Origin of the sequence: Agrococcus citreus, assembly GCF_039527715.1 — a bacterium.
GTDB lineage: Bacteria > Actinomycetota > Actinomycetes > Actinomycetales > Microbacteriaceae > Agrococcus > Agrococcus citreus.
The window spans coordinates 114162-139295 of sequence record NZ_BAAAKK010000004.1; the positions used below are offsets into that span (position 1 = coordinate 114162).

At 72.5% G+C, this 25134-nt stretch carries 24 protein-coding genes and 1 tRNA gene; 10 read left to right on the forward strand and 15 right to left on the reverse strand.

The window, feature by feature from the left end; genetic code table 11:
- Positions 1-35 precede the first annotated feature (35 nt).
- Together ABD106_RS07565 and ABD106_RS07570 are read right to left on the reverse strand one after the other, a co-directional pair.
- A complete protein-coding gene (locus ABD106_RS07565; protein ID WP_343918993.1) occupies positions 36-1076 on the reverse strand; it encodes an ABC transporter permease in 1041 nt (346 codons plus the stop codon).
- Complete coding sequence (locus tag ABD106_RS07570; RefSeq protein WP_343918995.1) at positions 1073-2137, reverse strand: ABC transporter ATP-binding protein; 1065 nt, start codon at positions 2135-2137, stop codon at positions 1073-1075. Before ABD106_RS07570 ends, ABD106_RS07565 begins: the two co-directional genes overlap by 4 nt.
- Before the next feature lie 138 nt (positions 2138-2275).
- On the opposite strand from ABD106_RS07570, the gene ABD106_RS07575 reads away from it, so the two are divergent.
- Together ABD106_RS07575 and ABD106_RS07580 are read left to right on the forward strand one after the other, a co-directional pair.
- Positions 2276-3715: an EamA family transporter gene (locus ABD106_RS07575; protein WP_425545734.1), complete on the forward strand. Its 1440-nt coding sequence runs from the start codon at positions 2276-2278 to the stop codon at positions 3713-3715.
- Between the two features lie 60 nt (positions 3716-3775).
- Positions 3776-4357, forward strand: a complete 582-nt coding sequence (locus ABD106_RS07580; protein ID WP_343918999.1) for a dihydrofolate reductase family protein — start codon at positions 3776-3778, stop codon at positions 4355-4357.
- 3 nt (positions 4358-4360) lie between these two features.
- On the opposite strand, the gene ABD106_RS07585 is transcribed toward ABD106_RS07580, so the two are convergent.
- Complete coding sequence (locus ABD106_RS07585; protein ID WP_343919001.1) at positions 4361-4951, reverse strand: antibiotic biosynthesis monooxygenase; 591 nt, start codon at positions 4949-4951, stop codon at positions 4361-4363.
- 61 nt (positions 4952-5012) lie between these two features.
- On the opposite strand from ABD106_RS07585, the gene ABD106_RS07590 reads away from it, so the two are divergent.
- Both ABD106_RS07590 and ABD106_RS07595 read left to right on the forward strand, forming a co-directional pair.
- On the forward strand, positions 5013-5354 hold the full coding sequence (locus ABD106_RS07590; protein ID WP_343919003.1) for a YciI family protein: 342 nt from the start codon (positions 5013-5015) through the stop codon (positions 5352-5354).
- Positions 5354-5731, forward strand: coding sequence for a VOC family protein (locus ABD106_RS07595; RefSeq protein ID WP_343919005.1), 378 nt, complete (start codon positions 5354-5356; stop codon positions 5729-5731). The genes ABD106_RS07590 and ABD106_RS07595 overlap by 1 nt, the downstream gene beginning before the upstream one ends.
- A gap of 13 nt (positions 5732-5744) precedes the next feature.
- Here the strand turns inward: ABD106_RS07595 and ABD106_RS07600 are convergent, their stop codons facing one another.
- The 9 genes from ABD106_RS07600 to ABD106_RS07640 form a co-directional block, all read right to left on the reverse strand.
- Positions 5745-6512, reverse strand: coding sequence for a DUF2993 domain-containing protein (locus ABD106_RS07600; protein WP_343919007.1), 768 nt, complete (start codon positions 6510-6512; stop codon positions 5745-5747).
- Between the two features lie 131 nt (positions 6513-6643).
- Positions 6644-6717 (reverse strand) — tRNA-Gly (locus ABD106_RS07605).
- 64 nt (positions 6718-6781) lie between these two features.
- The gene (locus ABD106_RS07610; RefSeq protein WP_343919009.1) at positions 6782-7429 is read right to left on the reverse strand and encodes a hypothetical protein; all 648 of its coding nucleotides are present in this window, start codon (positions 7427-7429) and stop codon (positions 6782-6784) included.
- Between the two features lie 69 nt (positions 7430-7498).
- The gene (locus tag ABD106_RS07615; RefSeq protein WP_343919011.1) at positions 7499-9742 is read right to left on the reverse strand and encodes a cell wall-binding repeat-containing protein; all 2244 of its coding nucleotides are present in this window, start codon (positions 9740-9742) and stop codon (positions 7499-7501) included.
- A 318-nt stretch (positions 9743-10060) separates the two neighbouring features.
- Positions 10061-10612 carry a peptide-methionine (S)-S-oxide reductase MsrA gene (gene msrA / locus ABD106_RS07620; protein WP_343919013.1) on the reverse strand — a complete coding sequence of 184 codons (552 nt, stop codon included), beginning with the start codon at positions 10610-10612 and terminating at the stop codon, positions 10061-10063.
- A 109-nt stretch (positions 10613-10721) separates the two neighbouring features.
- Positions 10722-11045, reverse strand: a complete 324-nt coding sequence (locus ABD106_RS07625) for a GNAT family N-acetyltransferase (RefSeq protein ID WP_343919016.1) — start codon at positions 11043-11045, stop codon at positions 10722-10724.
- 113 nt (positions 11046-11158) lie between these two features.
- The gene (gene lplAB / locus ABD106_RS07630; RefSeq protein ID WP_343919019.1) at positions 11159-12208 is read right to left on the reverse strand and encodes a lipoate-protein ligase LplAB; all 1050 of its coding nucleotides are present in this window, start codon (positions 12206-12208) and stop codon (positions 11159-11161) included.
- 105 nt (positions 12209-12313) lie between these two features.
- Positions 12314-13195, reverse strand: coding sequence for an alpha/beta fold hydrolase (locus ABD106_RS07635; RefSeq protein WP_343919021.1), 882 nt, complete (start codon positions 13193-13195; stop codon positions 12314-12316).
- Between the two features lie 130 nt (positions 13196-13325).
- On the reverse strand, positions 13326-13865 hold the full coding sequence (locus tag ABD106_RS07640; RefSeq protein WP_343919023.1) for a TetR/AcrR family transcriptional regulator: 540 nt from the start codon (positions 13863-13865) through the stop codon (positions 13326-13328).
- Positions 13866-13936: 71 nt separating this feature from the next.
- On the opposite strand from ABD106_RS07640, the gene ABD106_RS07645 reads away from it, so the two are divergent.
- Positions 13937-14824 carry an alpha/beta fold hydrolase gene (locus tag ABD106_RS07645; RefSeq protein WP_343919025.1) on the forward strand — a complete coding sequence of 296 codons (888 nt, stop codon included), beginning with the start codon at positions 13937-13939 and terminating at the stop codon, positions 14822-14824.
- A 56-nt stretch (positions 14825-14880) separates the two neighbouring features.
- On the opposite strand, the gene ABD106_RS07650 is transcribed toward ABD106_RS07645, so the two are convergent.
- Positions 14881-17142 carry an ATP-binding cassette domain-containing protein gene (locus ABD106_RS07650; RefSeq protein WP_343919026.1) on the reverse strand — a complete coding sequence of 754 codons (2262 nt, stop codon included), beginning with the start codon at positions 17140-17142 and terminating at the stop codon, positions 14881-14883.
- Positions 17143-17492: 350 nt separating this feature from the next.
- Here ABD106_RS07650 and ABD106_RS07655 point away from each other — a divergent pair, with 350 nt between their 5' ends.
- Positions 17493-19154, forward strand: coding sequence for a thiamine pyrophosphate-dependent enzyme (locus tag ABD106_RS07655; protein ID WP_343919419.1), 1662 nt, complete (start codon positions 17493-17495; stop codon positions 19152-19154).
- Between the two features lie 42 nt (positions 19155-19196).
- Positions 19197-19700 carry an SRPBCC family protein gene (locus ABD106_RS07660; protein WP_343919028.1) on the forward strand — a complete coding sequence of 168 codons (504 nt, stop codon included), beginning with the start codon at positions 19197-19199 and terminating at the stop codon, positions 19698-19700.
- Here ABD106_RS07660 and ABD106_RS07665 read toward each other — a convergent pair.
- Complete coding sequence (locus ABD106_RS07665) at positions 19697-20209, reverse strand: VanZ family protein (protein ID WP_343919030.1); 513 nt, start codon at positions 20207-20209, stop codon at positions 19697-19699. The genes ABD106_RS07660 and ABD106_RS07665 overlap by 4 nt on opposite strands.
- Positions 20210-20363: 154 nt before the next feature.
- Between ABD106_RS07665 and ABD106_RS07670 the strand changes: the two genes are divergently transcribed.
- On the forward strand, positions 20364-21680 hold the full coding sequence (locus ABD106_RS07670; RefSeq protein WP_343919031.1) for a uracil-xanthine permease family protein: 1317 nt from the start codon (positions 20364-20366) through the stop codon (positions 21678-21680).
- Between the two features lie 36 nt (positions 21681-21716).
- Here ABD106_RS07670 and ABD106_RS07675 read toward each other — a convergent pair whose 3' ends face one another.
- A complete protein-coding gene (locus ABD106_RS07675; RefSeq protein WP_343919033.1) occupies positions 21717-22022 on the reverse strand; it encodes a hypothetical protein in 306 nt (101 codons plus the stop codon).
- An 83-nt stretch (positions 22023-22105) separates the two neighbouring features.
- Here ABD106_RS07675 and poxB point away from each other — a divergent pair, with 83 nt between their 5' ends.
- Both poxB and ABD106_RS07685 read left to right on the forward strand, forming a co-directional pair.
- Positions 22106-23827, forward strand: coding sequence for a ubiquinone-dependent pyruvate dehydrogenase (gene poxB / locus ABD106_RS07680; protein WP_343919035.1), 1722 nt, complete (start codon positions 22106-22108; stop codon positions 23825-23827).
- 12 nt (positions 23828-23839) lie between these two features.
- Positions 23840-25111 (forward strand): MFS transporter, encoded by a 1272-nt coding sequence (locus tag ABD106_RS07685; protein ID WP_343919037.1) that lies wholly within the window; start codon positions 23840-23842, stop codon positions 25109-25111.
- Positions 25112-25134 lie beyond the last annotated feature (23 nt).

Sequence of the window (25134 nt, forward strand, 5' to 3'; positions counted from 1 at the left end):
GCGTGTGCGTCGGGGGCCGGATGCGTCGCCGCGGGTCAGGCGATGCGGCTGCCGGCGGCGAGCGTGCGGGCGGGGGCGCGCACGGCACCGACCGCGCCCCAGACGGCACCGCCGGCGATCAGCAGGTGGATGCCGAGTCCGACGAACCAGCTTGGCAGCGTGCGCTCGTAGATGTCGCGCGCCGGGTCCTGCCACTGCCCCAGCTCGTCGTAGTCGGCGCACGACTCCGCTCGCGGCGGCTCCTGCGCCGAGCGCACGGCCATGCCGATCTGCCCGAAGATGTCGTCGGGGTAGCCGGAGGCGTCGAAGCGCGGCGGGATCGCGTCGGCCATGATCACGTACGGGTTCGCGGCGAGCATGAGCCAGACGCGGTCCGGCCGCGGCACCGTCGTCTCGTACGTGCGGTCGGTCTCGACGCACGTCGAGCTGCCGGTGCGCTCGTCGTAGTCCCACCGGATCTCGTTGCGGGTCTCCTCCTGCTGGAAGGCGATCGTGCCGACGCCGAAGCCGATGAGCGTGCCGACGCTGAAGAACGCGACGACGAGGTAGGTCACGACCGTCGAGAGCACCGGCCTGCGGATCAGCCCGGAGAGCCCGACGCCGATCGCCGAGATGACGCCGATCTCGAGCACGAGGATCGGGATGGCGACGAGCACCGCCTCGAGCCGGAGTCCGCCGAGCATCGCCGAGCCGACCATGAACGGCGTGCAGACGGCGAGGAAGCCGAGCGAGGCGATCCAGGCCCCGATCACCTTGCCGAGCACGAGCTGCGCAGCGCTCACCTGCGTCACCTGGGTGGAGGCGAGCGTGCCCGCATCGCGGTCGCCGTTGATGGCGCTGCCGGAGAGGGCGGGCGTCACGAGCGACGTGACGAGCATCACGAGGAAGATCGTCATCGCGAAGATCGCGCCGCCGAGGTCGCGCTGGAAGCCCTCGAGCGACAGGAACAGCACCGTGATGACGCCGCCCACGACGACCGCGACGACGACGAGCAGCACGTACCAGGCGACGCTCCGCACGCGCTGCGCGAGCTCGAGCCCGATGACGACTCGGAGCATCCGGAACCACGCGCTCATCGGGCACCTCCGGCGAGGCCGAGGTAGGTGCGCTCGATGTCGCCGACGGCGGGCGCGAAGTGGATGATCGGCACGCCGGCGCCGACGAGGCGCGCGAGCACGTCGGCGGCGTGCTCGTCGCGGTCGAGCGCGACGTAGGCGACGTCGCCCTCGATGCGCACGCGGTCGAACGCGACGCCGATGTTCGCGAGCTGGTAGCTGAGGGCGCGGGGGTCGAGGGCGCGGATGCGCCACTCGCGCGCCGCTTGCCGCGCGAGCACGAGCCGCTCACCGCCGACGACCTCGCCGCGGTCGACGAAGACCGCGTCGTCGGCCATCTCGTCGAGCTCGCTGAGGTCGTGGCTCGAGATGAGCACGGTGCCGCCAGCCGCGGCGAAGCCGCGCAGCATGCCGCGCAGCTCGACGCGCGACGTGGGGTCGAGGCCCGCGGCGGGCTCGTCGAGCAGCAGCACGCTCGGCCGGTGCACGAGCGCGCGCACGAGGCCGAGGCGCTGCTGCTGGCCGCGCGACAGCACGCGGCTCGGTCGGCCCGCGAGCTCCTCGAGCCGCGCCTCGACGATGAGCTCGCTCGCGCGCTCCTTCGCCGCGGCGCGGGAGAGCCCGTGGAGGCGACCGACGGTCGTGAGGATCTGCAGCGGCGTGAGCGTGCGCCACGTGCCGAGCACGTCGGGCATCCAGCCCATCGCGCGTCGCACCGCGCGAGGGTCGCGCACCGGGTCGGCACGCGCGATGCGGATCGCGCCGGCGTCGGGCGCGAGCAGCGACGCGAGCATGAGCAGCAGGGTCGTCTTGCCCGCGCCGTTCGGCCCGATGAGCGCGGTGACGCGGCCGGGCCTCGCGTGGAAGGTCATCTCGCGCACGGCCTGCACGGTGCCGAAGCTGCGGTGCACGTGCTCGACGACGATGCCGTCGGCATCGAGCCCGGGCGCTGGCTCCACGGTGGCGAGCGGGTCGACGAACACGGGCGCGGCGGTTGCGGGGATCGGCTCGGGCGCGCCGTCGACGTGCGGGGGCGCGGGGCTCGGCACCGGCTCCGGCGCGCCCGCCGAGGGCACCGTCACGTCGCCGACTGCGGTGCGGCCAGGAGCGTCATGCCGCCATCCTGCCCGCGACCGCGATGAATCGCGCGAGCGACGCGGCCATACGCTGGAGCCGTGCAGCGCATCCCCCGACTCCCCACCGGCGGGCTGCTCGCGGGCGTGCTGCTGGTGCTGTGCTCGATCGCGTCGGTGCAGCTCGGCGCATCGATCGCGAAGACCGTCTTCGACCGCATCGACCCGGCCGCGCTCACGCTCCTGCGGCTCGCGTTCGCCGCGCTCATCGTGCTGCTCATCGCCCGGCCGCGCATCCGCTCGTGGGACCGCGCCGCGTGGCGCTCCATCGTCTTCCTCGGGCTGTCGCTCGCGGCCATGAACCTGCTGTTCTACCTCGCGCTGCCGCGCATCCCGATCGCCGTCGCGGTGACGCTCGAGCTGCTCGGGCCGCTCGTGCTCGCGCTCGTGCAGTCGCGACGCGCGATCGACGTCGCGTGGGTGGGGCTCGCCGCGATCGGCGTGGGCGTGATCGGCAGCCAGTCGATCGGCGGCGACCTCGACCCGGTGGGCGTCGTGCTCGCGCTCGCGGCGGGCGGCTGCTGGGCCGCCTACATCCTCGCCTCGGCATCGGTGGGCCGGCGCGTGCCGGGCGTCGGCGGGCTCGCGGGTGCGCTCGTGATCGCTGCGATCGCGGTGCTGCCGTTCGGCATCGTCGGTGCGATCGGTGCCGTCTCGGCCGACCCGTCCGTGCTGCTGCCGGCTTTCGGCATCGCGATGCTGTCGAGCGCGATCGCCTATGGCTTCGAGCTGCTGGCGCTGCGTCGCGTGCCGACCCGCGTGTTCGGCATCCTCATGGCGCTCGAGCCGGCGTCGGCGGCGATCTTCGGCTTCCTCATCGTCGGCGAGCTGCTGAGCATCTGGGACCTGCTCGCGATCGCGCTCGTGATCGTCGCCTCGGCCGGCGTCGCGCTCACCGCCGCCACGTCGCGGCGGCCNCCCCCCGCCGCCGACCGGACCGAGCACCGGACCGATCTCGGGGCTCGTGCCTCCCATCCCCTGACGGCTCCGCCCTGCCACGATGGATGCGTGGAGCGGCACGAGGACGACGACGCGCGGCGCTGGGCGCGGCCCGCCGCCGGCGAGCGCGGCGCGCGCGGCTCGGACGAGCCCGCCGCCGGCGATGCCGGCGCTCGAGAGGCGACGCCGCACTCCGCCGCCTCGCCGTGGACGCGCGGGCTGCAGCCGACGCGCCGGGTCGACGACGACGCATCCGGTGTGCCGATCCCCGCGCCGCTCGTCGACGAGCCGGCGCTCGCGGGCGCGGAGGCCGGGCGAGAGCCGCGGATGTGGCCGATCGCGGCCGGCATCGCCGGGCTCGCCGTGCTCGCGTGCCTGCCGCACTGGGTCGCCCCGACGGTCGCGCTCATGGTCTCGCTCGTCGGCATCCCCATCGCGTGGGGATTCCGGCGCATCTCGCACGGCCGCCGGCGCGTGCAGTACATCGTCGTGGTGCTGACGCTGCTGCTCACCGCCGCGCTCGCGGTGATCGCGCCGACCCTGTGGCTGCAGCTGGACGTGCTGCAGCCGCTGACCGTGCCCACCTGATCGGCCATTGACGCGCACCGGTCGGCTCGCCATGCTCGTGGCCAGCACGGACGGAGCGCCATGGCCACCATCACCGCGACCGAGAGCATCACCCTCGACGGCGTCATGCAGGCGCCGGCCGGCGCCGACGAGGATCGGCGCGGCGGCTTCGCGCACGGCGGCTGGGCGCTCCCCTTCGCCTCCGACGAGCAGATGGCCATCATGGGCGAGGGCATGGGCGAGACGGCCGGCATGCTGTTCGGCCGGCGCACGTACGACCAGCTCGTCGGGCACTGGCTCTCGGCGCCGGAGCCGAACCCGTTCGGCGGCTTCATCCGCTCGATACCGAAGTGGGTCGCGTCGCGCGCCGACGCACCGGTCGCGCATCCGGCATCGACGCTCCTGCACGGCGATGCCGCCGAGACGGTCGCGCGGCTCCGCGAGGAGGTCGGCGGGCCCATCTCGGTCCTCGGCAGCGGCGAGCTCGTGCGGTCGCTGCACGCCGCGGGCCTCCTCGACGGCTACGTGCTGCTCGTCCATCCGATCGTGCTCGGCAGCGGCATCCGGCTCTTCGGCGAGGGCGAGCGTCGCGACCTCGAGCTGCGCCGCGTCGATCGCACGAGCACCGGCGTCGTCATCCAGCAGCTGACGGTGCGGCGCTGAGCCTCAGCGATCCCCGCGCGGCTGCAGCCACGGCGCCGCGAGGCGCGTGATGAACGGCAGGATCAGCCCCACCATGATCGGCGTCAGGATCACCGTCGAGATGAGCAGCCGCAGCGGCAGCAGCAGCTCGATGAAGCCCGGGATGAGCGACAGCAGGAATGTCACGAGCACGTTCATCGGGAAGAACGCGAGCCAGACGATGATCATCTGCTTCCACACCGGCGGGGCGGATGCGACGGGTCGGATCTCGACCCGGTCGCCGTCGACCACCACGCCCTGGGGCGCGTCGAACCATCCCTCGATCCCGGTGCGGCGCTCCATCCGCGACTCGCTCGCGAAGCTCGCGCCCGAGGCGATCCACTGCTGCCGCTCGGGGCTGCGCTCCCAGGCCTCGAGCGTGGCCGGGTCCTCGAAGCGGTAGAGCATGTGCCAGCGCTTGCTGCCGCGCGACTCGCGCACCCACCCGGCGCCGAGGAAGCCCGAGAAGTAGGAGGCGAGGTCGACGCCGTGCCGCACCCACGCCTGCGCGTAGCGGTCGAGGTCGGAATCGACGGTGCGCTCGATGGCGACGGTGATGGGGCGGGGCTCCTGCATGCCTCAACGGTGGCAGATCGGGTGTTTCGCGCGCATGTCGTGCTCCCCTACGGTGGCGCGCATGACGAAGTACATGATCTCGTTCCCGAGCGGTGCGATGCAGTTCCGCCCGGAGGAGTTCCAGACTGTGGTCGACGAGTCGCACGCGGTGATCCAGGAGGCGAAGGACGCGGGCGTCTACGTCTTCGGCGGCGGCATCGACGAGGAGGTGCCACCGGTGCGGGTCTCGGCCGACGGCACCGTCACCCCCGGCACCTACCCGCAGACCAACCGGCTCGAGGGCGGGTACACGATCCTCGAGCTCCCGTCGCGGGCGGAGGCGGAGCGCTGGGCGGCGAAGATCGCGACGGCGTGCCGCTGTCCGCAGGAGCTGCGTCAGTTCGGGTACGACCCGATGTCGTGATGGCCGCCGAGACGGTGCCGGACGAGCGGTTCGAGGAGCTGCTGTCGGTCGCGTGCGTGCGCGACCGCGCGGCGGGCATCCGCTGGTACGAGGCGTTCTTCGGTCGTCCCGCCGACGAGGTCATCGGCGAGGAGGCACTGTGGCGCGTCGGGTCGGATGCCTATCTCGTGGTCGACGAGCGACCGGAGCGCGCGGGAGCGTGCACGATCACGTTCGCCGTGCGCAGGCTCGACGCGATGCTCGAGCGGATGGCCGCGGCCGGCATCCGGCCGGAGCACGCGGAGCGCTACGCCAACGGCGTGCACCACGTGACGATCGTCGATCCCGACGGCAACAGCCTGTCGCTCGCCGAGGCGCCGCCGGGCTCCGCGCCCTGATCGACCCCGGCGGTCAGCAGGTGCCGTTGGCCTGCATCGCCGGATCGTCGATGATGCGGCCGTCGATGTCGAAGCCCGCGACGAGCTCGTCGTCGACCACCTCGATCGACGTCAGCGTCAGCGCCGCGGGCAGCGACGACGCGACGCAGACGCTGCGATCCTGCAGCAGCGGCTCGAGCAGGCCGCCGAACTGCTGCCGCAGCTGCTCCGCGGTCACGGTCGCCTGGGCGACGGTGCCCTCGACGGGCGAGAGCACGAGCTGGCCCTCGGCCGCGTCGGGGGCGAGCTCGAGGGCGAGCGGGATCGACGCGCCGAGCAGCTCGACCTCCGTCGAGGCGGTGACGTTGGGCGCCGCGAGCTCGATGGTCTCGGCCGGGAATCCGTCGATCGTCGAGAGCAGCGAGCGCAGCTGCTCGGTCGTCATGCGCACCTCGGCGGTGCCTCCCGCGGCCGCCCGATCGCCGCGGATGGGAATGCCCTCGCCGTGGGCCGTCACATCGCCGCTGAAGGCGCCGACCGTCACGTCGTCGGATGCGATCCGCACATCCGCGAGCGTGCCGGCGATGAGCTGCGGGATGAGGATGCCGTCGACCGCCACGTCGACCGGGTGGTCTGCCGGCAGCTGGAGCTGCTCGACGACCGCGGCGCGGACCATCCCCGGCACCACCTGGCGGGCGACGAGCTCGGCGACGACCGCGAGCACGGCCACGACGAGGAGGATCGCGCCGAGCACGAGGAGGCCGCGTCCCCGCTTGCGGGGCGCGTGGTCGGCGGCGCTCACGAGCGCGCCCGATCGTGGTCGTGGTCGCAGCGCATCGTCGTCACACGCCGAGCGTAGACGCGCGGACGTCGAGCCGACCTGCACGCGCACCGTCGAGGAACGACGAAGGACCCCGCCGAAGCGAGGTCCCGTGGAGCGGATGACGGGAATCGAACCCGCGCTATCAGCTTGGGAAGCTGAAGTTCTGCCATTGAACTACATCCGCACGACCGCCGGAGCGGTGTGCCCATCCTACGCCACGACCGCGCGGGCGCACCTCCGGCCGGGCGTCATGGGCCGACCGCGGGGCGTTCCGCTCGCCAGAACGGGATCGCGAACAGGGGCCGCGCCACATCGCCGCGCGCCGCCGCGACCCAGCCGCGGATCACGTTGATGAGCGTCATGATGCCGCCGCCGATGTATGCGATGCCCAGCAGGCTCGCGGTGATGGCGAGCACGATCCCCTGGGGCGATGCGCCCGAGACGCTGCCGTCACCGGTGAGCGCGAAGAGCAGACCGAAGTGCAGCACGGCCGTCGCCACCACCGCGGTCATCCACGTGAGCGACCAGTTCATCGCGGCTCTCGAGTTGGCCTCGTCCACCCCACCGTTGCGCACGGCGCCGCCGCGCATGCCCAGGAGCACCGCCGGCACGACGAGCAGCGGCAGGATCGGGATCGGCACCCAGTAGAGCAGCTGCCACGCCCAGTGGCGCACGCCGGTCGACGGCCTGGGCGCGTACCCGCCTGCGTAGCCTGGCTGCTGCGCGTAGCCCGGCTGCTGCGCGTAGCCCCGCTGCTGCCCGTAGCCCGGCTGCTGCCCGTAGCCCTGCGGCGGCCCGTAGCCCTGCGGTGGCTGGTAGCCGTGCGGCGGCGCGTAGCCCCTCTGCCCCTCCGCGTCAGGAGTGCTGGCAGGCGGCTGCGGATGGGGGTCGTTCACGTGCGTCGACGCTACTCGCGCGTCGCGGCCGCGACCTGGGAGTCTCGGCTCGGAGGAAGCGCGCTCCGCTCAGCCGCAGCTCCGAAGCCCCGCAACTGCGCGGCTGAGCGTAGTGGGGCCTCCGAGCACGAGCACCCGGCTCGGTCGGTACTCCGTCGTCATGATGGCCAACGTCCCATCGGCGATGCACTCCCGCGGTGACAGCAGCAGCGGGCCGACGTCGCTTGCGATCGCCGCGCCGGCCAAGGCGTCGGGGAAGTTCTCGCCCGAGGCGAGGATGACGGCGGACTGCGCCTCCGTGCTGCCGAGGCGCGCGGCGAGCACGTTCGTCGCGTAGCGGTCGGCTCCCGACAGGCGGTCGGCGCGCACGGCAGCGGCGGCGTTGATCGCCCTCTCGGCCGCGCCCGAGACCGAAGGCGTCCCGCCGACGATCGTCACGTTCGAGAGCTCGTGGTCCCGGAGGTAGCCGTCGAGCGTCGCGGTGATATCGGCCGTTGGGGTGAGGAGCACCGGCGCGCCGCGTTGCGCTGCGATCGGTGCCGCGCTCAGCGCGTCGGGGAAGCCCTCACCCGAGGTCACGAACGCTTCGGTCGCGTCGGGGAACGCGTGGCGCGCGATCGCGACGCTCGTCGCGAAGCGGTCCTGCCCTGCGAGGCGAGTGACCGAGGCTCGCGGAAGGTTGCTCCTCACGGATGCGACGACCTCCGGCGAGATCGTGGTCTCGCCACCGACGACGACGACCGTGCTCGGGTTCAGCCGCCGAAGCTCCACCGCGACGTCGGCGGGGAGCCGGTCGGAGAGCGTCAGCAGGAGCGCGCCTCCTTGCTGCGCCGCCGCGGGTGCCGCGCTCAGCGCGTCGGGGAACTTCTGCCCCGACACGAGGTAGACGGTCCGGGTCGTCGAGGGCACGTTGTAGCGCTCCGACAGAAGCACTGCGGACTCGAAGCGGTCTGCACCCTCGACGCGCTCCACGTCCGGCGCGGATGGGCTGGGCGGCGGTGTGGGCGTCGGCGTCGGCGTCGGAACTGGAGTTGGGGTCGGGCTGGGCGGCGGTGTGGGCGTCGGCGTCGGCGTCGGAACTGGAGTTGGGGTCGGGCTCGGCGCCGGAGTCGGCACGCTCACGCATCGGGGGAAGGAACCCGTCTGCTGGCCCCAAGTTCCCGGCAGAGCTTCGCCGCAGACGGCGACCGCGCTCACCCCATCAACCACGCGCGGGATGACGGCACTGAAGCCGTGGTGCCCCTCGAACCCCGGCGCGACCGGCGCCGCGTCGTCGGCGAACACGGTGTATCTCGATGCCGTGCCTTCCACCCACACTCGCGCGATAGCCGGCCGCGACAGGTGCGTGGCATCGACCGCCCACCCCTGCAACTCGATCATGCCATTGCCCACGTCGACAACAGCGGTGATCGCGCCCCGAAGGTCGATGACCGGAGGTGCCGGCGTAGCGTGGATCGGGTGGCAGACCGGTGCGGAGTCGCTCCCCGACCCGTACATGTCGACGCCGGTCAAGCACACCATGACGTTGCGGGCCACCCCGAGGCCGTGCTCGAAGGTGACGTCGACCCCATGGTCGCCCGTCACGCCGAAGCGTTCCAGTCCCTGGTCCGGCGGGGTCGGCCCGTCCGCTTGGTACGTCCCCACGGACCTGCCATCGACCGTGATGCGCGCCTGCGACGGGGCGCTCCGCGCGGACAGGTCAACGGCCCAGCCACGGAGCCTGATCGTCCCGTCGCGCTGGTCGCTCAGCTGCGTCACACCGGCCAAGGCGTCCTCGCGCAGGTCGGCACCACCGGAGGCGATCCACTCGTCGACATCCGCGTAAGTGACGATGTCGCTCGCGCGATAGCGCGCGAAGTTGACGGTCCCGTACATCCGTCCGTCGCCGAACGCCACACCAACGCCCATGACACTGAATTCGCCGACCATGAGGGCCTCGTGGCCGTGCGAGTTGATCCACTGCCTGACGAGGGACTGTGGGTCGCGAGTCCCGTTGTACGCGATGATCTCGCCAGCGCTCATCCAGCCGGCCGGATACTGCTGAAAGTAGTCGGGATTGTGCTTGAACGAGTGCGTCTGCGCCATCGTGTCAGTCCACCGCCGGGCGACGTCGGCGATCTCCGGCGAGAAGCGAAGCGGCAACAGCCCCTTGCTGGCGCGGTAGGCGTTGACGCCATCGAAGACCACTGCGACCTGCTCGACGTTCTCAGGAACCGTGAGCGTCGGCGTCGCCTGCGCATCCGACACCGGCGCGACAACGATCCCCAGCGCCACGATCGCTGCGGTGGCGAGCGCGAGCAATCTCATCTTCATCGAAATGATCCCAACGGCCGGACGTGCGGTCGCCGAGTCGGCTGCACCTGAGTGCAACGTAGCAAAAGTGAGTGACGCTCGCGGTCGCAGGCGGATGCGACGACGTCGGCGTCCTCAGGGTGCCTCATGAGCCAGCGCTGCACGAAGGTGCCCTGGCACGATCCCGCGGCCCGCCTCTCGCGCATCCCGCATCGCGCACGTCGCGGACACGCTGCCGACGCCGTGCCCGCCGGACGCCTCGCCGAGGGCGGTGTGGGAGATCGTGCACTCGCCCACTAGTCCGGCGCCCGGCACCGCGCTCGCGCCGGCGGCCGACCGCTAGACGGTCTGCTCGCTCGTCGCCTCGCGCCGCGGCAGCACCCACCCCGGGCGGACGAAGTGGCACGTGTAGCCGTTCGGGATGCGCTCGAGGTAGTCCTGGTGCTCGGGCTCTGCCTCCCAGAAGGGCCCAGCCGGCTCGATCGTCGTCACGACGGGACCAGGCCACAGGCCGGATGCGTCGACGTCGGCGATCGTGTCGCGCGCCTCGCGCTCCTGCTCCGCCGACAGCGGGAAGATCGCCGAGCGGTAGCTCGTGCCGACGTCGTTCCCCTGGCGGTTCAGCGTCGACGGGTCGTGGATCTGGAAGAAGAGCTCGAGGATCTCGCGGTAGCTCGTGCGCGCCGGGTCGAAGACGATCTCGATCGCCTCGGCGTGCCCGGGGTGGTTGCGGTAGGTGGCGTGCGCGTTGCTGCCGCCCGTGTAGCCCACGCGCGTGTCCACGACGCCGGGGCGGGCGCGGATCAGATCCTCCATGCCCCAGAAGCATCCGCCTGCGAGCACCGCGGTCTCGGTGCCCGGGGTCTGCGTGATCATGCCGGTGTCGGTCATCTGCTGCTCCTTGGTGGTCTGTGCGGGCGTTCCGGGCGCATCGGCGCCCTGCCCTCTCCTCGACAACGCATCCGGGACCGGATCTGGTCCCGGATGGCCTTGCGAGTTGCTATGAGGCGGACGTCCCGTACGGGTGCGCGACGAGATCCGCGTGCTCAGGGTGCTTCACGAGCCAGCTCTGCACGAACGTGCACTGCGGCACGATCCTGCGGCCCGCATCCCGCGCATCCCGCATCGCGAACGTCGCGAGCGCGCTGCCGACGCCGTGCCCGCCGAACGCCTCGCCGACGACGGTGTGGCGCAGCGTGCGCTCGCCCGTCTCCTCGTCGTCGAAGTACGCGAGCACGCCGGCGAGGTGGTCGCCGATGTGCGCCTCGTAGCGAGAGCGGTCGGTGTCGTCGCCGACGACCACGTGCGAGTGCTGCTCCGTCATGGCCCCATCCAAGCCGGTCGGCCCGGATGGGGCAATGCTCAGGCGCGGCCGCCGCGCGGCGCCTGCGTGGCGCGCAGGGACGCCGAGTGTCGGGAGCCTTGCAGCATCGCCGCTCAGGGCACGCGGTGCAGCCACTCCTTGGTGCCGAACTTCGAGCGGATGCGCTCGTCGGCCTCGGCGAGCTCGGCCGCCGTCAGCTCGCCGTCGGCACCGCCGTAGAGCCTGCGGAACGTCGCCTTGAGCGCGTCCTGCACCTCGGCCTTCTCCATGCCGGTCTGCGACCGCAGCGGGTCGACGCGCTTCTTCGCGCTCGTCGTGCCCTTGTCGGAGAGCTTCTCCTTGCCGATGCGCAGCACCTCGGTCATCTTGTCGGCGTCGATGTCGTACGACATGGTCGCGTGGTGCAGCACCGCACCGCTCGCGAGCCGCTTCTGCGCTGCGCCGCCGATCTTGCCCTCGGCCGACGTGATGTCGTTGAGCGGCGCGTAGAACGCGTCGATGCCGAGCGCCTTGAGCGCCTCGATGACCCACGCATCCAGGAACGCGTAGGAGTCCTGGAAGCTCATGCCCTGCACGAGGTCGCCGGGCACGTACAGCGAATAGGTGATCGCGTTGTCGGGCTCGGAGAACATCGCGCCGCCGCCGGTGATGCGGCGCAACACGGGGATGCCGTGGCGCGAGGCAGCCTCGGGCTCGACCTCGTTCTTGAACGACTGGAACGAGCCGAGGTAGACGGCGGGGCCGGACAGGTTCCAGAAGCGCAGCGTCGGGCCGCGCGAGCCCTTGCCGACCTCCTCGGTGAGCACCTCGTCGAGCGCGACGTGCACGATCGGCAGCCGCGGCTCGTCGTCGATGATCGTCCACTCGTAGTCGCTGAACGAGCTCGCGTGCTGCAGCGCGCGGCGGATCGCGACGCCGACGGACTCGGGGGTGAAGCCGAGCAGCACCGCGTCGGCGGGCAGGCCCGCCTTGATCGCCTCGCCGATCTCGGCGGCGGATGCGGTGACGGGCAGGCCGTTCACGGCCGCGTCGATCGCCCCCAGCGCCTCGTCGGGCTCGAGGAAGAAGTCGCCCGCGAGCCGGAAGCCGGCGATGCGGCCGTCCTGCTCGTCGAGGTCGACCACCACGAGCTTGCCGCCGGGGACCTTGTACTCGCCGTGCATGGCTCCAGCCTAGGCGCGCCGACCGGACCCCGGTTCGGCAGCCGGACCCGCGATCGGGGGTCCGCGTGCCGTTCTCGGTCCGCGGGGGCCTCCGCGCAGCCGCCGCTACTCGCGGCGGGCGCTCGGCACGAGCTTGAGGTCGAGCCAGGTGACGAGGTCGTCGAGCACCTTGCCCTTGTTGATCTCGTTGAAGATCTCGTGGCGGGCACCCGGGTAGATCGTGACGGTGACATCGGTGAGGCCGCGGCGCCGGTACGCCTCGCCGAGTCGGCGCAGCGACTTCGGGCCGGCCATGGAGTCGTCGGAGCCGCCCGCGATGAGCAGCGGCAGCCCCGCCGGGATGCGCTTGCTCGGCACCTGGTAGAGGCGCAGCCCCTCGACGATGCCGAAGGCCTCGGCCGCCCTCGCGGGGAAGGTCAGCGGATCGGCGACGAAGGCGTCGATGACGGCCGGGTCGCGCGAGAGCCACTCGAAGCCCGTGTCGCCGAGGTGCGCGTGCCGCACGTTGAGGTCACCCGCGCGCACCCAGCCGGGCATCGAGTACGCGGTGCCGCTCAGCACCGCCGCGTCGACGAGCTCGGGGCGGGTGCTCAGCAGCATCTGCGTCACGAGCGAGCCCCACGAGTGGCCGATGATGCCGACCGGCAGCTCCGGGTGCTCGGCGCGGATGCGCCGCAACACGTTCACGAGGTCGCCGACGACCGCGCGCATGCCGCCCGGGCCGAGCCGGCCGAGCTTCGAGAGGTCGCCGCCGTGCTGCTCGATGCCGGTCGCGCCGTGGCCGCGCTGGTCGAGCGCCCAGACGGCGTAGCCGGCCTGCACGAGCCGCTGCGCGACGTGCTCGTAGCGGAGCGCGTGCTCGCCGAGCCCGTGGACGATGAGCACGACGCCGGTGGGCTTGCCGGGCTTCCAGCGGTACGTGTGGATGGTCACGCCCTGGAGGTCGACGAAGGTCGACTCCTCACGCAGGGCGGTGAACTGGGGCACGTCCGGATTCTACGTGCGGGGTCGCGGTGGGCTCGCATCCGCGCGCATCAGCATCCGCTCAGGCCGACCGGGGCGGGGTCGACGAGGCCCATGCCGACGACGCGCGGCCGACGACGCGCGGGCCCGTCCCTCAGCCGAGGGCGCCGCGCACCGCGACCGCGATCGCCGGCCGCGGGTCGGATGCGTCGTGGCGCGCGATGCGGTGCAGGATCAGGCCCTCGCTGAGGCCCATGAGCGCCTCGGCCGCGGCGTGCGGCTCGGCCGCGCCGAGCGTCTCGAGCGCGGCGACCATGGCGGCGACGTAGCCGGCGCGGGATGCGCTGAGCTGCACCCGGAGCACCGGGTCGTGCGCGGCCTCGAGGAACAGCACGTGCCGCGCGGTCGTCATCGTGCGCGCCGGGCCGGTGACGGCCTCGACGAGCGCCGCGATCGCGTCGACGAGCTCGTCCGCGCTGCCGGCGCGCAGCGCGAGCACGCCCGGGAGCTCGGCCGCGACGATGGCGTCGGTCGCGCCGGCGAGCAACGCCGCCCGGGTGCGGAAGTGGTTCGACGTCGAGCCCTCCGGGAGTCCGGCGCGCTGGTCGACGCGGCGGTGCGTCAGGGCGCGCACCCCCTCGGTGCCGAGCAGCTCGAGCGCCGCGGCGGCGATGCGGTCTCTCGTGGTGCTCATCCCGGTCACCCTACGTCGCGCATCCCGATTCGCCCCTCGTCAGATCACTACGATCGTAGTATCGTGCGCCCATGAACGTCGCAACCATCGCGCCCATGCCGGAGGTGGCAGGCGCGAGACATCGCTGGATCGCCGTCGGCGATCTCGACGTGCATGTCGCAGAGGCGGGCGCCGGCGTGCCCGTCGTGCTGCTGCACGGCTCCCCGCAGCACTGGTTCGAGTGGCGCAGCGTGGCCCCGCTGCTCGCGGCGGAGCATCGACTCGTGATGCCGGATCTGCGCGGCACCGGCTGGACGCGCGGGCCGAGCATCGGCTTCGACCTCGAGAGCCAGGTGCGCGACGTGTTGGGGCTGCTCGACGCGCTCGACCTGGATCGGCCCATCCTCGTGACCCACGACTACAGCTGCTTCATCGGCTGGCGGCTCGCGTTCGACCACCCGAATCGGATCCGGGGGCTCGTGGCGCTCGGATCCCCGCATCCGTGGACCCGGCCGTCGCTCTCGATGGTGCCGCAGATGTGGCGGCTGTGGTTCCAGCCCGTGATCGCCGCACCGGGGCTCGGGCCGCTCGCGGCGCGCTCGGGACGGCAGGGCACCGTGCGGTACATGCTCGACGGCTCGCGGCCGACGTTCGACGAGGCGGAGCGGGAGGTCTTCCTCGCGGTCCTGCGCCAGCCGGAGCACGCTCGCGGACTGTCGGGGATCTACCGGCGGCTCATCATCCCGGGCATGGCGCGGATGACGCGCGGCGAGCACGACGACCGGCACCTCTCGGTGCCGACGCGCATCGTGCTCGCGGGCGAGGACCCGGTGATCACCGAGGCGAGCCTCGGCCCCTGGCGCGGCACCGCCGACGACCTGCGCGTCTCGACCGCCGCCGGCGCGGGCCATTTCATCGCGAGCGACCGACCGGATGCCGTCGCGGCCGCCGTCCGCGGCCTCGCCGCGCACACCGCCTGACGTTGCCTCGACCGGCTATTGGGCAACGCGAGGGCGCTCGTCCCTCGCGATGCCAGCTAGCCGGTTGGGACCAGCCGCTTCGCGAGGTGGCGGCCGGTCAGCGAGTCGCCCGGCTCGGCGGCGAGCGCGGCGGGCGTGCCCTCGAAGACGACCGCGCCGCCCTGCGCGCCGGCGCCCGGACCGAGGTCGATGAGCCAGTCGGCGCGCGAGACCACGTCGAGGTTGTGCTCGATCACGATCACCGTGCGCCCCGCGTCGACGATGCGGTCGAGCAGCCCGATGAGGTTGTCGACGTCGGCCATGTGGAGGCCGGTGGTCGGCTCGTCGAGCACGATCACGGCGGCATCGGTGCCCATCTCGATCGCGAGCTTCAGCCGCTGGCGCTCGCCGCCCGAGAGGGTCGTGAGCGTCTGCCCGAGCCGGATGTAGCCGAGCCCGACATCGACGAGCCGGCCGAGCATCGGCTGCACCTGCTTCTCGGTGAAGAACTGCTGCGCCTCCTCCACCGACATGTCGAGCACATCGCCGATGGACTTGCCGCGCAGCTCGTACTCGAGCACCTCCGCGGTGAAGCGGCGGCCGCCGCACAGCTCGCAGGGCGTCGTCACGCCCGCCATGAACGCGAGGTCGGAGTAGATGACGCCGAGCCCCTTGCACTCGGGGCATGCGCCCTCGGAGTTGGCGCTGAAGAGCGCTGGCTTGACCTTGTTCGCGGTCGCGAAGGCCTTGCGGATGGGCTCGAGGATGCCCGTGTAGGTCGCGGGGTTCGACCGCCGGGAGCCCTTGATCTGCGCCTGGTCGACGAACGTGACGCCGTCGCGCGGGAGCGACCCGTGGATGAGCGACGACTTGCCCGAGCCCGCGACGCCCGTCACCGCGACGAGCACGCCGGTCGGGACGTCGACGTCGACGCCGCGCAGGTTGTGCTCGCGGGCGTCGCGGATCTCGATGCGGCCGGACGCCGTGCGCACCGACGCCTTCAGCTGCTGGCGGTGCTCGAGGTGCTCGCCCGTGCGCGTGCCCGAGGCGCGCAGCGCGTCGAAGGTGCCCTCGAACACGACGGTGCCGCCGTGCACGCCGGCCCCGGGCCCCATGTCGACGATGCGGTCGGCGATCGCCATCACCTCGGGCTTGTGCTCCACCACGAGCACGGTGTTGCCCTTGTCGCGCAGCCGGGTGAGCAGTCCGTTCATGCGCTCGACGTCGTGCGGGTGGAGGCCGGCGGTCGGCTCGTCGAAGACGTAGGTGACGTCGGTGAGCGCCGAGCCCATGTGCCGCACCATCTTCGTGCGCTGCGCCTCGCCGCCCGAGAGCGAGCCCGCGGGCCGGTCGAGCGAGAGGTAGCCGAGCCCGATCGCGTCGAAGGTCTCGAGCAGGTCGACGAGCTTCGCCCGCAGCGGCGCGGTCGCCGCGCCGCCCGCGTTCGGCGGGATGGCCGCGACGAACGGGGCGAGGTCGGTGAGCTGCATCGCGGTCGCCTCGGCGATCGTGATGCCCTGCACGCGCACCTCGCGAGCGGCTGCGTTGAGGCGCGAGCCGCCGCACTCCGGGCACGCCTCGAACGTCGCCGCCCGCTCGACGACCGCGCGCAGCGTCGGCTTCATCGAGTCGACGTCCTTGACGAACACCGACTTCCGCAGCTTCGGGATGAGGCCCTCGTAGGTCATGTTGAAGCCGGCGAAGTTGACCTTCTGCTCCTCGCCGTGGAGGAACAGGTGCAGCTCGTCGGCGGTGTAGTCGGCGATCCGCTTGTCGGCGTCGAAGAGCCCCGACTCGCCGTAGATCTTCCAGTACCAGGTGCCGACCGTGTAGTTCGGGAAGTCGATCGCGCCCTCGTTGAGGCTCTTCGAGCGGTCGACGATCACGTCGACGTCGATGGTCGAGACTCGCCCGAGCCCTTCGCACGCCATGCACATGCCGCGCGGGTCGTTGAACGAGAACATCACCGACGACTCGAGCCTCGGCTCGCCGACCCGCGACCAGAGGATGCGGAGCATCGTGTACGCGTCGGTCGCCGTGCCGACCGTCGAGCGCGAGTTCGCGCCCATCTGGTCCTGTCCGACGAGGATCGCCGCGGTGAGTCCCTCGAGGCTGTCGACCTCGGGCTGCGGCGCCGGTGGCATGAAGCCCTGCACGAACGCGTCGTACGTCTCGTCGATGAGCCGCCGCGACTCGGCGGCGATCGTGCCGAACACGAGGCTCGACTTGCCGGATCCGGAGACGCCCGTGAAGACGCTCAGCTGCCGCTTGGGGATGTCGACGTCGACACCCCGGAGGTTGTTCTCGCGCGCGCCGCGCACGCTGATGAGCTCGGTCACGGGAACACGGTAGCGGCGACCGCCCACACCCGCGCTCGCGCATCGTCCGTGCCGATCTCGGCGGATGCGCGACACGAGACGCGCGGGCGACTCTTGCCCCGGCGCAAAGACCGCGCGAAGTTTCGCGCCCGGTCGGTCCGCGGCGTCGCGGCGCGGTTCGTAGTGTCGAGAGCAGCTCGGCATGACCGATCCTCAGAGCCCGTCCGCCATCCCTGGACGCTCGGCTCGACCGATCCCCTCGAGAGCGATCGCGCGACGGCGCGCGACGCTCCATCCCCGCTTCTGCTCTGCCGAAACAAGGAGCCGTCTTGACGCAGCTCGACATCGCACCGCCGCTCTCCACCGACGCCATGCCCTCCCCCCTCGCCGCCGTGCGCTCCACGACCGAGACCGCCGGTCACGCGATCGTGCGCGTGCTCGAGGAGCACGGCATCCAGCGCGCGTTCGTCGTGCCCGGCGAGAGCTACCTCGAGGTGCTCGACGGCCTGCACGACTCGACGATCGAGACGGTCGTGTGCCGCCACGAGGGCGGCGCCGCCTACATGGCCGAGGCCGAGGGCAAGCTCGGGCCGCTCCCGGGCGTCGCGATGGTGACGCGCGGACCCGGCGCCGCGAACGCGCTCGTCGGCGTGCACACGGCGTGGCAGGACTCCACGCCGATGGTGCTCTTCATCGGCCTCATCCCGCTCGCGCACCGCCACAAGGAGGCGTTCCAGGAGTTCGATGTGCAGGGCTGGTTCGCCGCCGGCGCGAAGAGCGTCATGGTGCTCGACGTCGCCGAGCGCGCGCAGGAGGTGGTCGCCGACGCGCTGTTCCTCGCCCGCGCCGGCCGCCCGGGACCGGTCGTGATCGGTCTGCCCGAGGACGTCATCCGCGAGTCGATCGAGCACCACCCGCAGCCGCAGCTGCCGGTCGCCGACGGCGGCATGACGGGCCACGACCTCGCCGCGCTGCGCGGCGCGCTGCAGGAGGCCGAGAAGCCGCTGTTCGTCACCGGCGGCAGCGACTGGGACGCGGAGGCCTCGCAGCGGCTCACGCGCTGGCTCGAGCGGCACCGGCTCCCGGCGGTCGCCGAGTGGCGCACCGAGGGCATCGTGCCGTTCGAGTCCCCCTCGTACGCCGGCCCGATCGGCTACGGCCGGCCGAAGCCCACGCTCGACGTGCTCGAGGAGTGCGACCTGCTCGTCTTCGTCGGCACGCTCCCCGGCGACGTCATCACGAACGGCTTCCTCGTGCGCCAGGGCTGGCAGCGGCGCAACTTCCTCGTGTCGATCGACCCGACGCTGCGCGGCCGCTCGGGCGCCGTGAGCCACCACATCCTCGCCCGGCCGAGCGCCTTCGTGCGCGACCTCGAGCAGATCGAGCTCGCTGCCGACGAGCGCCGCGCGCGGTGGACGACGCGCCTCCGCGAGCAGCAGTCGGCGTTCAGCGCGCTGCCCGACCGCACCCCGGGCGACGGCATCGCGTCGATGGCGACGGTCATGGCGCACCTCGTGCCCGAGCTCGACGAGCACGCGCTCGTCACCTTCGGCGCCGGCGAGCACACGAACTGGGCGCACCGCTACTTCCCGACGCGCAGCTACCCCTCGATGGTCAGCTGCGGCAACGGCTCGATGGGCTACTCCATCCCCTCGGCGGTCGCGGCCTCGCTGCACTTCCCCGAGCGCGAGGTCGTCTCGATCGCCGGCGACGGCGAGTTCCTCATGAACGGCCAGGAGCTCGCGACCGCCGCGCAGGTCGGCGCGACCCCGCTCGTGATCCTCGTCGACAACCAGGAGTACGGCACCATCCGCACCCATCAGGAGCGCCGGCATCCGGGTCGCATCTCGGGCACGCAGCTCGAGAACCCCGACTTCGCGATGCTCGCGCGCGCGTACGGCGGGCACGGCATCCGGGTCGAGGCCGACCGCGACGTGCCGGGCGCGGTCGCCGCGGCGCTCGAGCTGTGGCGCGAGCGGGACCGCTTCGTGCTGCTCCACGTCATCACCGAGCAGCGCGCCCAGGCGTACTGAGCCCGGGGCTCCGCGTGGAGCACGGCCTGGCATGCTGGCCGCATGCCCCAGGTCGTCGCCCGCTCGTGGGTGCCCGTCGAGCCCGCGCTCGCGTTCGCCGTCTCGCAGACGCAGGGCGAGGTGCGGATGCGGTGGGACCCGTTCATCCGCCACCAGCGGCTCGTCGACGCGGCGCGACCGGCGAAGGGCGTGCGCACGATCACGCGCACGCGCGTGGGCCTCGGGATGCTGAGCGAGTACGCGTCGTACCTGCCACCGACCTCCGTCGGCATGACGATGGTGCACGGCCCCTGGTTCCTCGAGCGGTTCGGCGGCGGCTGGCGCTTCGCCCCCGAGGAGCGGGACGGCGTCGCAGGCACCGCGGCGACCTGGAAGTACACGTACACCGTGCGGCCCGCCTGGCTCCGCCGCGTCGCGGAGCCGATCGGCCAGCGGCTGCTCGGGCGCGAGATCCGGGCGCGCATCGACGCGTTCGCTCGCGCGTGCGACGACGCCGTCGTCCTGGCCGCGGCGCGCGACGACCTCGCGGGCGGCCGCTCCGCCTAGCGCCGCGCGGCGGCGTCGGCGGCCGTCGCCCGGTCGGGCGCGCCACGGCGCGGCAGCTGCAGCGCGATCACGGCGAGCACCGCCCCGAGCGCCGCGCCGACGGCGTTCGCGATCGCATCGTCCATCGCGCACGAGCGGCCGATCGCGGGCACGAGCGCCTGCACGAGCTCGATCGCCACGGTGAGCACCACCCCCGCGAGCGCGCCGAGCACCGGTCGCCGGCTGGCGACGCCGACGAGCAGCCCGATGGGCACGAAGAGCGCCACGTTCGCGAGCGGCTCCGGTCCCGCGAGCGTCCCGTCCCGTCCCAGCACGCACACGACCTCGACCACGCGGCCGGTCGGGTAGAGCGTCGCGACGAGCACGCCGGCGGCCGCGACCGCGGCGAGCACCCAGGCGACGCGGGACCGGGAGGCGACCCACCAGCCGAGCGGCAGCCCTACGACCACCGCGGCCACGACCGCCGCGATGCCGAGCCACGGGTACGCGGCGAGAATCGTGGAGAGCACTCCGAGACCGTACGCCAGCGGATGCGCGGCACGCGTCAACCGAGCGGATGACCCGCCGCCACCGGCGCGCGCGGCGCGAGCACCGCATCCGCGGCCGACTACGATCCGAGAGGCGGTCCGGCCGCCGATCCCATCCCCGCACCCGAGGAGCCGCATGCCCTGGCAGCGCCGCGACAGCCGAGGCCTCGCCGCCTCCGACATCATCTACCCGGAGGAGCGGCTCGGCTTCTTCCGCACCCTCGGGCTCGGCATGCAGCACGTCGTCGCGATGTTCGGCGCGACGTTCCTCGTGCCGTACATCACGGGCTTCGACCCCTCGACGACGCTGCTCTTCTCGGGTCTCGGCACGATCCTGTTCCTGCTCGTCACCGGCAACCGCCTGCCGAGCTACCTCGGCTCGTCGTTCGCGTTCCTCGCGCCGATCGGCGCCGCGACCGAGATCGGCGGGCAGGGCTTCGCGCTCTCGGGCATCATCCTCGTCGGCGCGCTGCTCGTCGTCGTCGGCCTCATCGTGCACCTCGCGGGCACGCGCTGGATCGCCGCCGTCATGCCGCCCGTCGTCTCGGGCACGATCGTCGCGCTCATCGGCTTCAACCTCGCGCCGGCCGCGCGCGACAACTTCAGCTCCGACCCGCTGCTGTCGGTCATCACGCTCGGCGCGATCATCCTCACCGCCGTGCTGTTCAAGGGCATGGTCGGCCGGCTCGCGATCCTCATCGGCATCGTCGTCGGCTACGTCGTCGCCGCGCTCACCGGCAAGCTCGACTGGAGCGACGTCGACGCGGCGCCGCTCGTCGGGCTGCCGCAGTTCGTCACGCCCACGCTCGACGCGGCGTCGCTGCCGGCACTGCTGCTGTTCGTGCCGGTGCTGCTGCCGCTCGTGGCCGAGAACCTCGGTCACGTCAAGGGCGTCGGGCAGCTGCTCGACCGCGACCTCGACCCGCTCGCCGGCCGCGCCCTCATGGCCGACGGCGCGGCGACGATGCTCGCCGGCACCTTCGGCGGCTCGGCGACGACGACCTACGGCGAGAACATCGGCGTGATGAGCGCGACGCGCGTCTTCTCGACCGCCGCCTACTGGGTCGCGGCGATCACCGCGATCCTGCTCGGCCTCTCCCCGAAGGTCGGCGCGATCATCAACGCCGTGCCTGCTGGCGTGCTCGGCGGCGTCACGACCGCGCTCTACGGTCTCATCGGCATCATCGGCATCCGCATCTGGGTCGAGAACCGCGTCGACTTCTCGGTGCCGAAGCACCAGTTCTCCGCGGGCGTCGGCCTCATCGTGGCGATCGCGAACTACACGCTCACCGCGGGCGAGCTCATCTTCGAGGGCATCGTGCTCGGCACGGTCGCGACGCTCGTGATCTACCACCTGATGGATGCGCTCGAGCGGCTGCGCGGCACCGGCCGCGACGCGGATCGCGACGTGCGCCCCGACCACGCGCCGCCCGCGACCGCGCCCGCCGAGTAGCGCCGCCTCGGCGCCAGCGGCGCCGCTGCGGCCCGCTCAGCGCCCGCGCGCGTGCCCGTCCTCGCCCTCGCCCTCCTCGAGCTCGCCGTCCTCGTGGGGCGGGTCGGCAGCCCGCTGCGCGGCGGCCAGCTCTGCCTCGAGCGCTTCCGCCTCTCTGCGGACGCCGGCCGCCGACGCGTCGAGCCGTTCGCGCTCGAGCGCGATGCTCGCTCGCACCTGCTCCGAGCCCGCGCGGCGGGCCTCGCGGTAGGGCCGCAGGATGCGCCCGAGCGCCCACTGCACGCCGAAGGCCACCAGCGCCGCACCGATCGCGAGCAGCAGGGGCGTCCACGACGGATCCATCCGAGCAGGGTAGCGAGGTGGAGGCCCCGGCGTCCGAGCGACGGCCCTGTCCCTCGTGCCGCCGCCGTGCCAGGGTGATCGCCATGACATCGGTCGCGGAGAACATGGTGCAGACGCTCGTGCGGAACGGGGTCCGGCGCATCTACGGCCTGCCGGGCGATTCGCTCAATGCCCTGACCGAGGCGATCCGGCTCGAGGACGAGCTCGAATGGGTGCACGTGCGCCACGAGGAGAGCGCCGCGTTCGCCGCCGGCGCCGAGGCGGAGATGACTGGCGCGCTCGCCGTGTGCGCCGGCAGCTGCGGACCCGGCAACCTGCACCTCATCAACGGCCTCTTCGACGCCAATCGCAGCCGCGTGCCGGTGCTCGCGATCGCCGCGCACATCCCCACCGTCGAGATCGGCACCGGCTACTTCCAGGAGACCCACCCGCAGGAGCTCTTCCGCGAGTGCTCGGTCTACGTCGAGTACGTCGCGACCGCCGAGCAGATGCCGCGGCTGCTCGAGATCGCGATGCGCACCGCGATCGAGCGGCGCGGCGTCGCCGTGCTCGTCATCCCCGGCGACGTCGCGCAGGCGACGATCCACGACGACCGCCGCACGCTCATCCGCAGGACGCGGTCGGAGGTCGTGCCCGCGGCCGCACAGCTGCAGGAGGCGGCCGACGCGCTCAACGCCGCGAAGACGGTGACCATCCTCGGCGGCGCGGGCGCTGCGGGGGCCCACGCCGAGGTGCTCGCGATCGCCGAGCGGCTCGCCGCGCCGACCGTGCACGCGATGCGCGGCAAGGAGCACCTCGAGCACGACAACCCGTTCGACGTCGGCATGACCGGGCTGCTCGGCTTCGCGAGCGGCTACCGGGCGATGGATGCGGCCGATGCGGTGCTGCTGCTCGGCACCGACTTCCCGTACCCGCAGTTCTACCCGGAGGGCACGACGTTCGTGCAGGTCGACATCCGCGGCGAGCAGCTGGGGCGACGGCACCCGGTCGACGTCGGACTGGTCGGCGGCGTGCGGGAGACGTGCGCCGCGCTGCTGCCCCTGCTCGAGCAGAAGCGCGACCGGCACCTCAAGGATGCGCAGCAGCACTACGCGAAGACGCGCGAGCGGCTCGACGACCTCGCGAAGCCCGCCCGCAAGGGCGCCCCCGTGCACCCGCAGCACCTCACGCGGCGGATCGACGCGCTCGCGGCGGACGACGCGGTGTTCATCCCGGACGTCGGGTCGCCGGTGGTCTACGCATCCCGCTACCTGACGATGAACGGCCGGCGCCGACTGCTCGGCTCGTTCTGGCACGGATCGATGGCGAACGCGGTGCCGCAGGCGATCGGCGTGCTGGCGCAGGATCGCGAGCGCCAGACCGTCACGCTCTCGGGCGACGGCGGGCTCACGATGCTGCTCGGCGACCTGCTGACGCTCACGCAGAACCGGCTGCCGGCGAAGATCGTCGTGTTCAACAACTCGTCGCTCAACTTCGTCGAGCTCGAGATGAAGGCGGCCGGGCAGCTGCCGTTCGCGACCGAGCTGCAGAACCCGGACTTCGCCGCGGTGGCCGAGGCGCTCGGCATCAAGGGCATCCGGGTCGAGGAGTCGGCCGACGTCGACGCGGCGCTCATCGAGGCCTTCGCGCACGACGGCCCTGCCCTCGTCGACGTCGTGGTCGATCCGCAGGAGCTCACCATCCCGCCGACGATCGCGCTCGAGCAGGCGAAGGGCTTCGCGCTCTACGCGATGCGCACCGTGCTCTCCGGTCGCGGCGACGAGCTGCTCGACCTGGCGCGCACGAACTGGCGCCAGCTGTTCTAGAGGAGGTCGCGCATGCGCGCCGCACCGACCGCTCGCCGGGTGCAGGGCACCTACTACGTGCTCACGCTCGGCAACACGCTCGCGGCCTCGTTCATCTGGGGCATCAACACGCTCTTCCTGCTCGACGCGGGGCTGACGAACCTCGAGGCGTTCGCGGCGAACGCGTTCTACACCGTGGGCGTGCTCGTCTTCGAGATCCCGACCGGGGTCGTCGCCGACACGCTCGGGCGGCGCGCCTCGTACCTGCTCGGCTCCCTCACGCTCGCCGTGACGACGGTGCTCTACTGGCTGCTCTGGGTGTGGGAGTCACCGCTCTGGGCGTGGGCGCTCGTCTCGATGCTGCTCGGGCTCGGCTTCACGTTCTTCACCGGCGCGGTGGATGCGTGGCTCGTCGACGCGCTGCAGGCGACCGGCTACACCGGCAGCCTCGAGACCGTCTTCGGCCGCTCGCTCATCGTGAGCGGCGCGGCGATGCTCTCTGGCTCGGTGCTCGGCGGTGTCGTCGCGCAGCTCACCGACCTGGGCGTGCCGTTCCTCATCCGCGCGGGCGTGCTGCTCGCGATGATCGTCGTCGCGGGGCTCCTCATGCGCGACCTCGGCTTCACCCCCGACCGCAGCGAGGGACCGCTGCGCGCGACCCGCACCGTGCTGCGGGCGGCGTGGCGGCACGGCCTCGGCAACGCGCCGGTGCGGTGGCTGCTGCTCGCGAGCCCGTTCACCGCGGGCGTCGGCTTCTACGTCTTCTACGCCCTGCAGCCGCACCTGCTCGTGCTGTGGGGCGACCCGGACGCGTACTCGATCGCTGGCCTCGCCGCCGCGCTGCTGGCCGGCGCCTCGATGCTCGGCGGCGCGATCGCGCCGCTCGTGCGGAGGCTCTTCCGCCGCCGCACCTCGACGATCCTGCTCGCGACGGCCACGAGCGTCGGCGTGCTCGTCGCGCTGGGGCTCGTGCAGGAGTTCTGGATCGCGCTCGGCCTCGTCGCGGTCTGGGGCGTCACGTCGGCGATCGACGACCCCGTGCACCGCGCCTACCTCAACGACCTCATCCCCTCGAAGCAGCGCGCGACGGTGCTGTCGTTCGACTCGCTGCTCGGGTCGGCGGGCAGCTCGGCGTTCCAGCCGGTGCTGGGCCGCAGCGCCGACCTGGGCGGCTACGGCTTCTCGCTGCTGCTGAGCGGCGCGCTGTCGGCCGTCGCGCTGCCGTTCGTGCTCCTGAGCCGGGCGCAGCGCGCGCCCGCCGATGCCCGGGTCGAGAGCGCCGACGACGCATCCGCCGCCGCCTGATCTGCATCCTTCCCGAAGCGGCG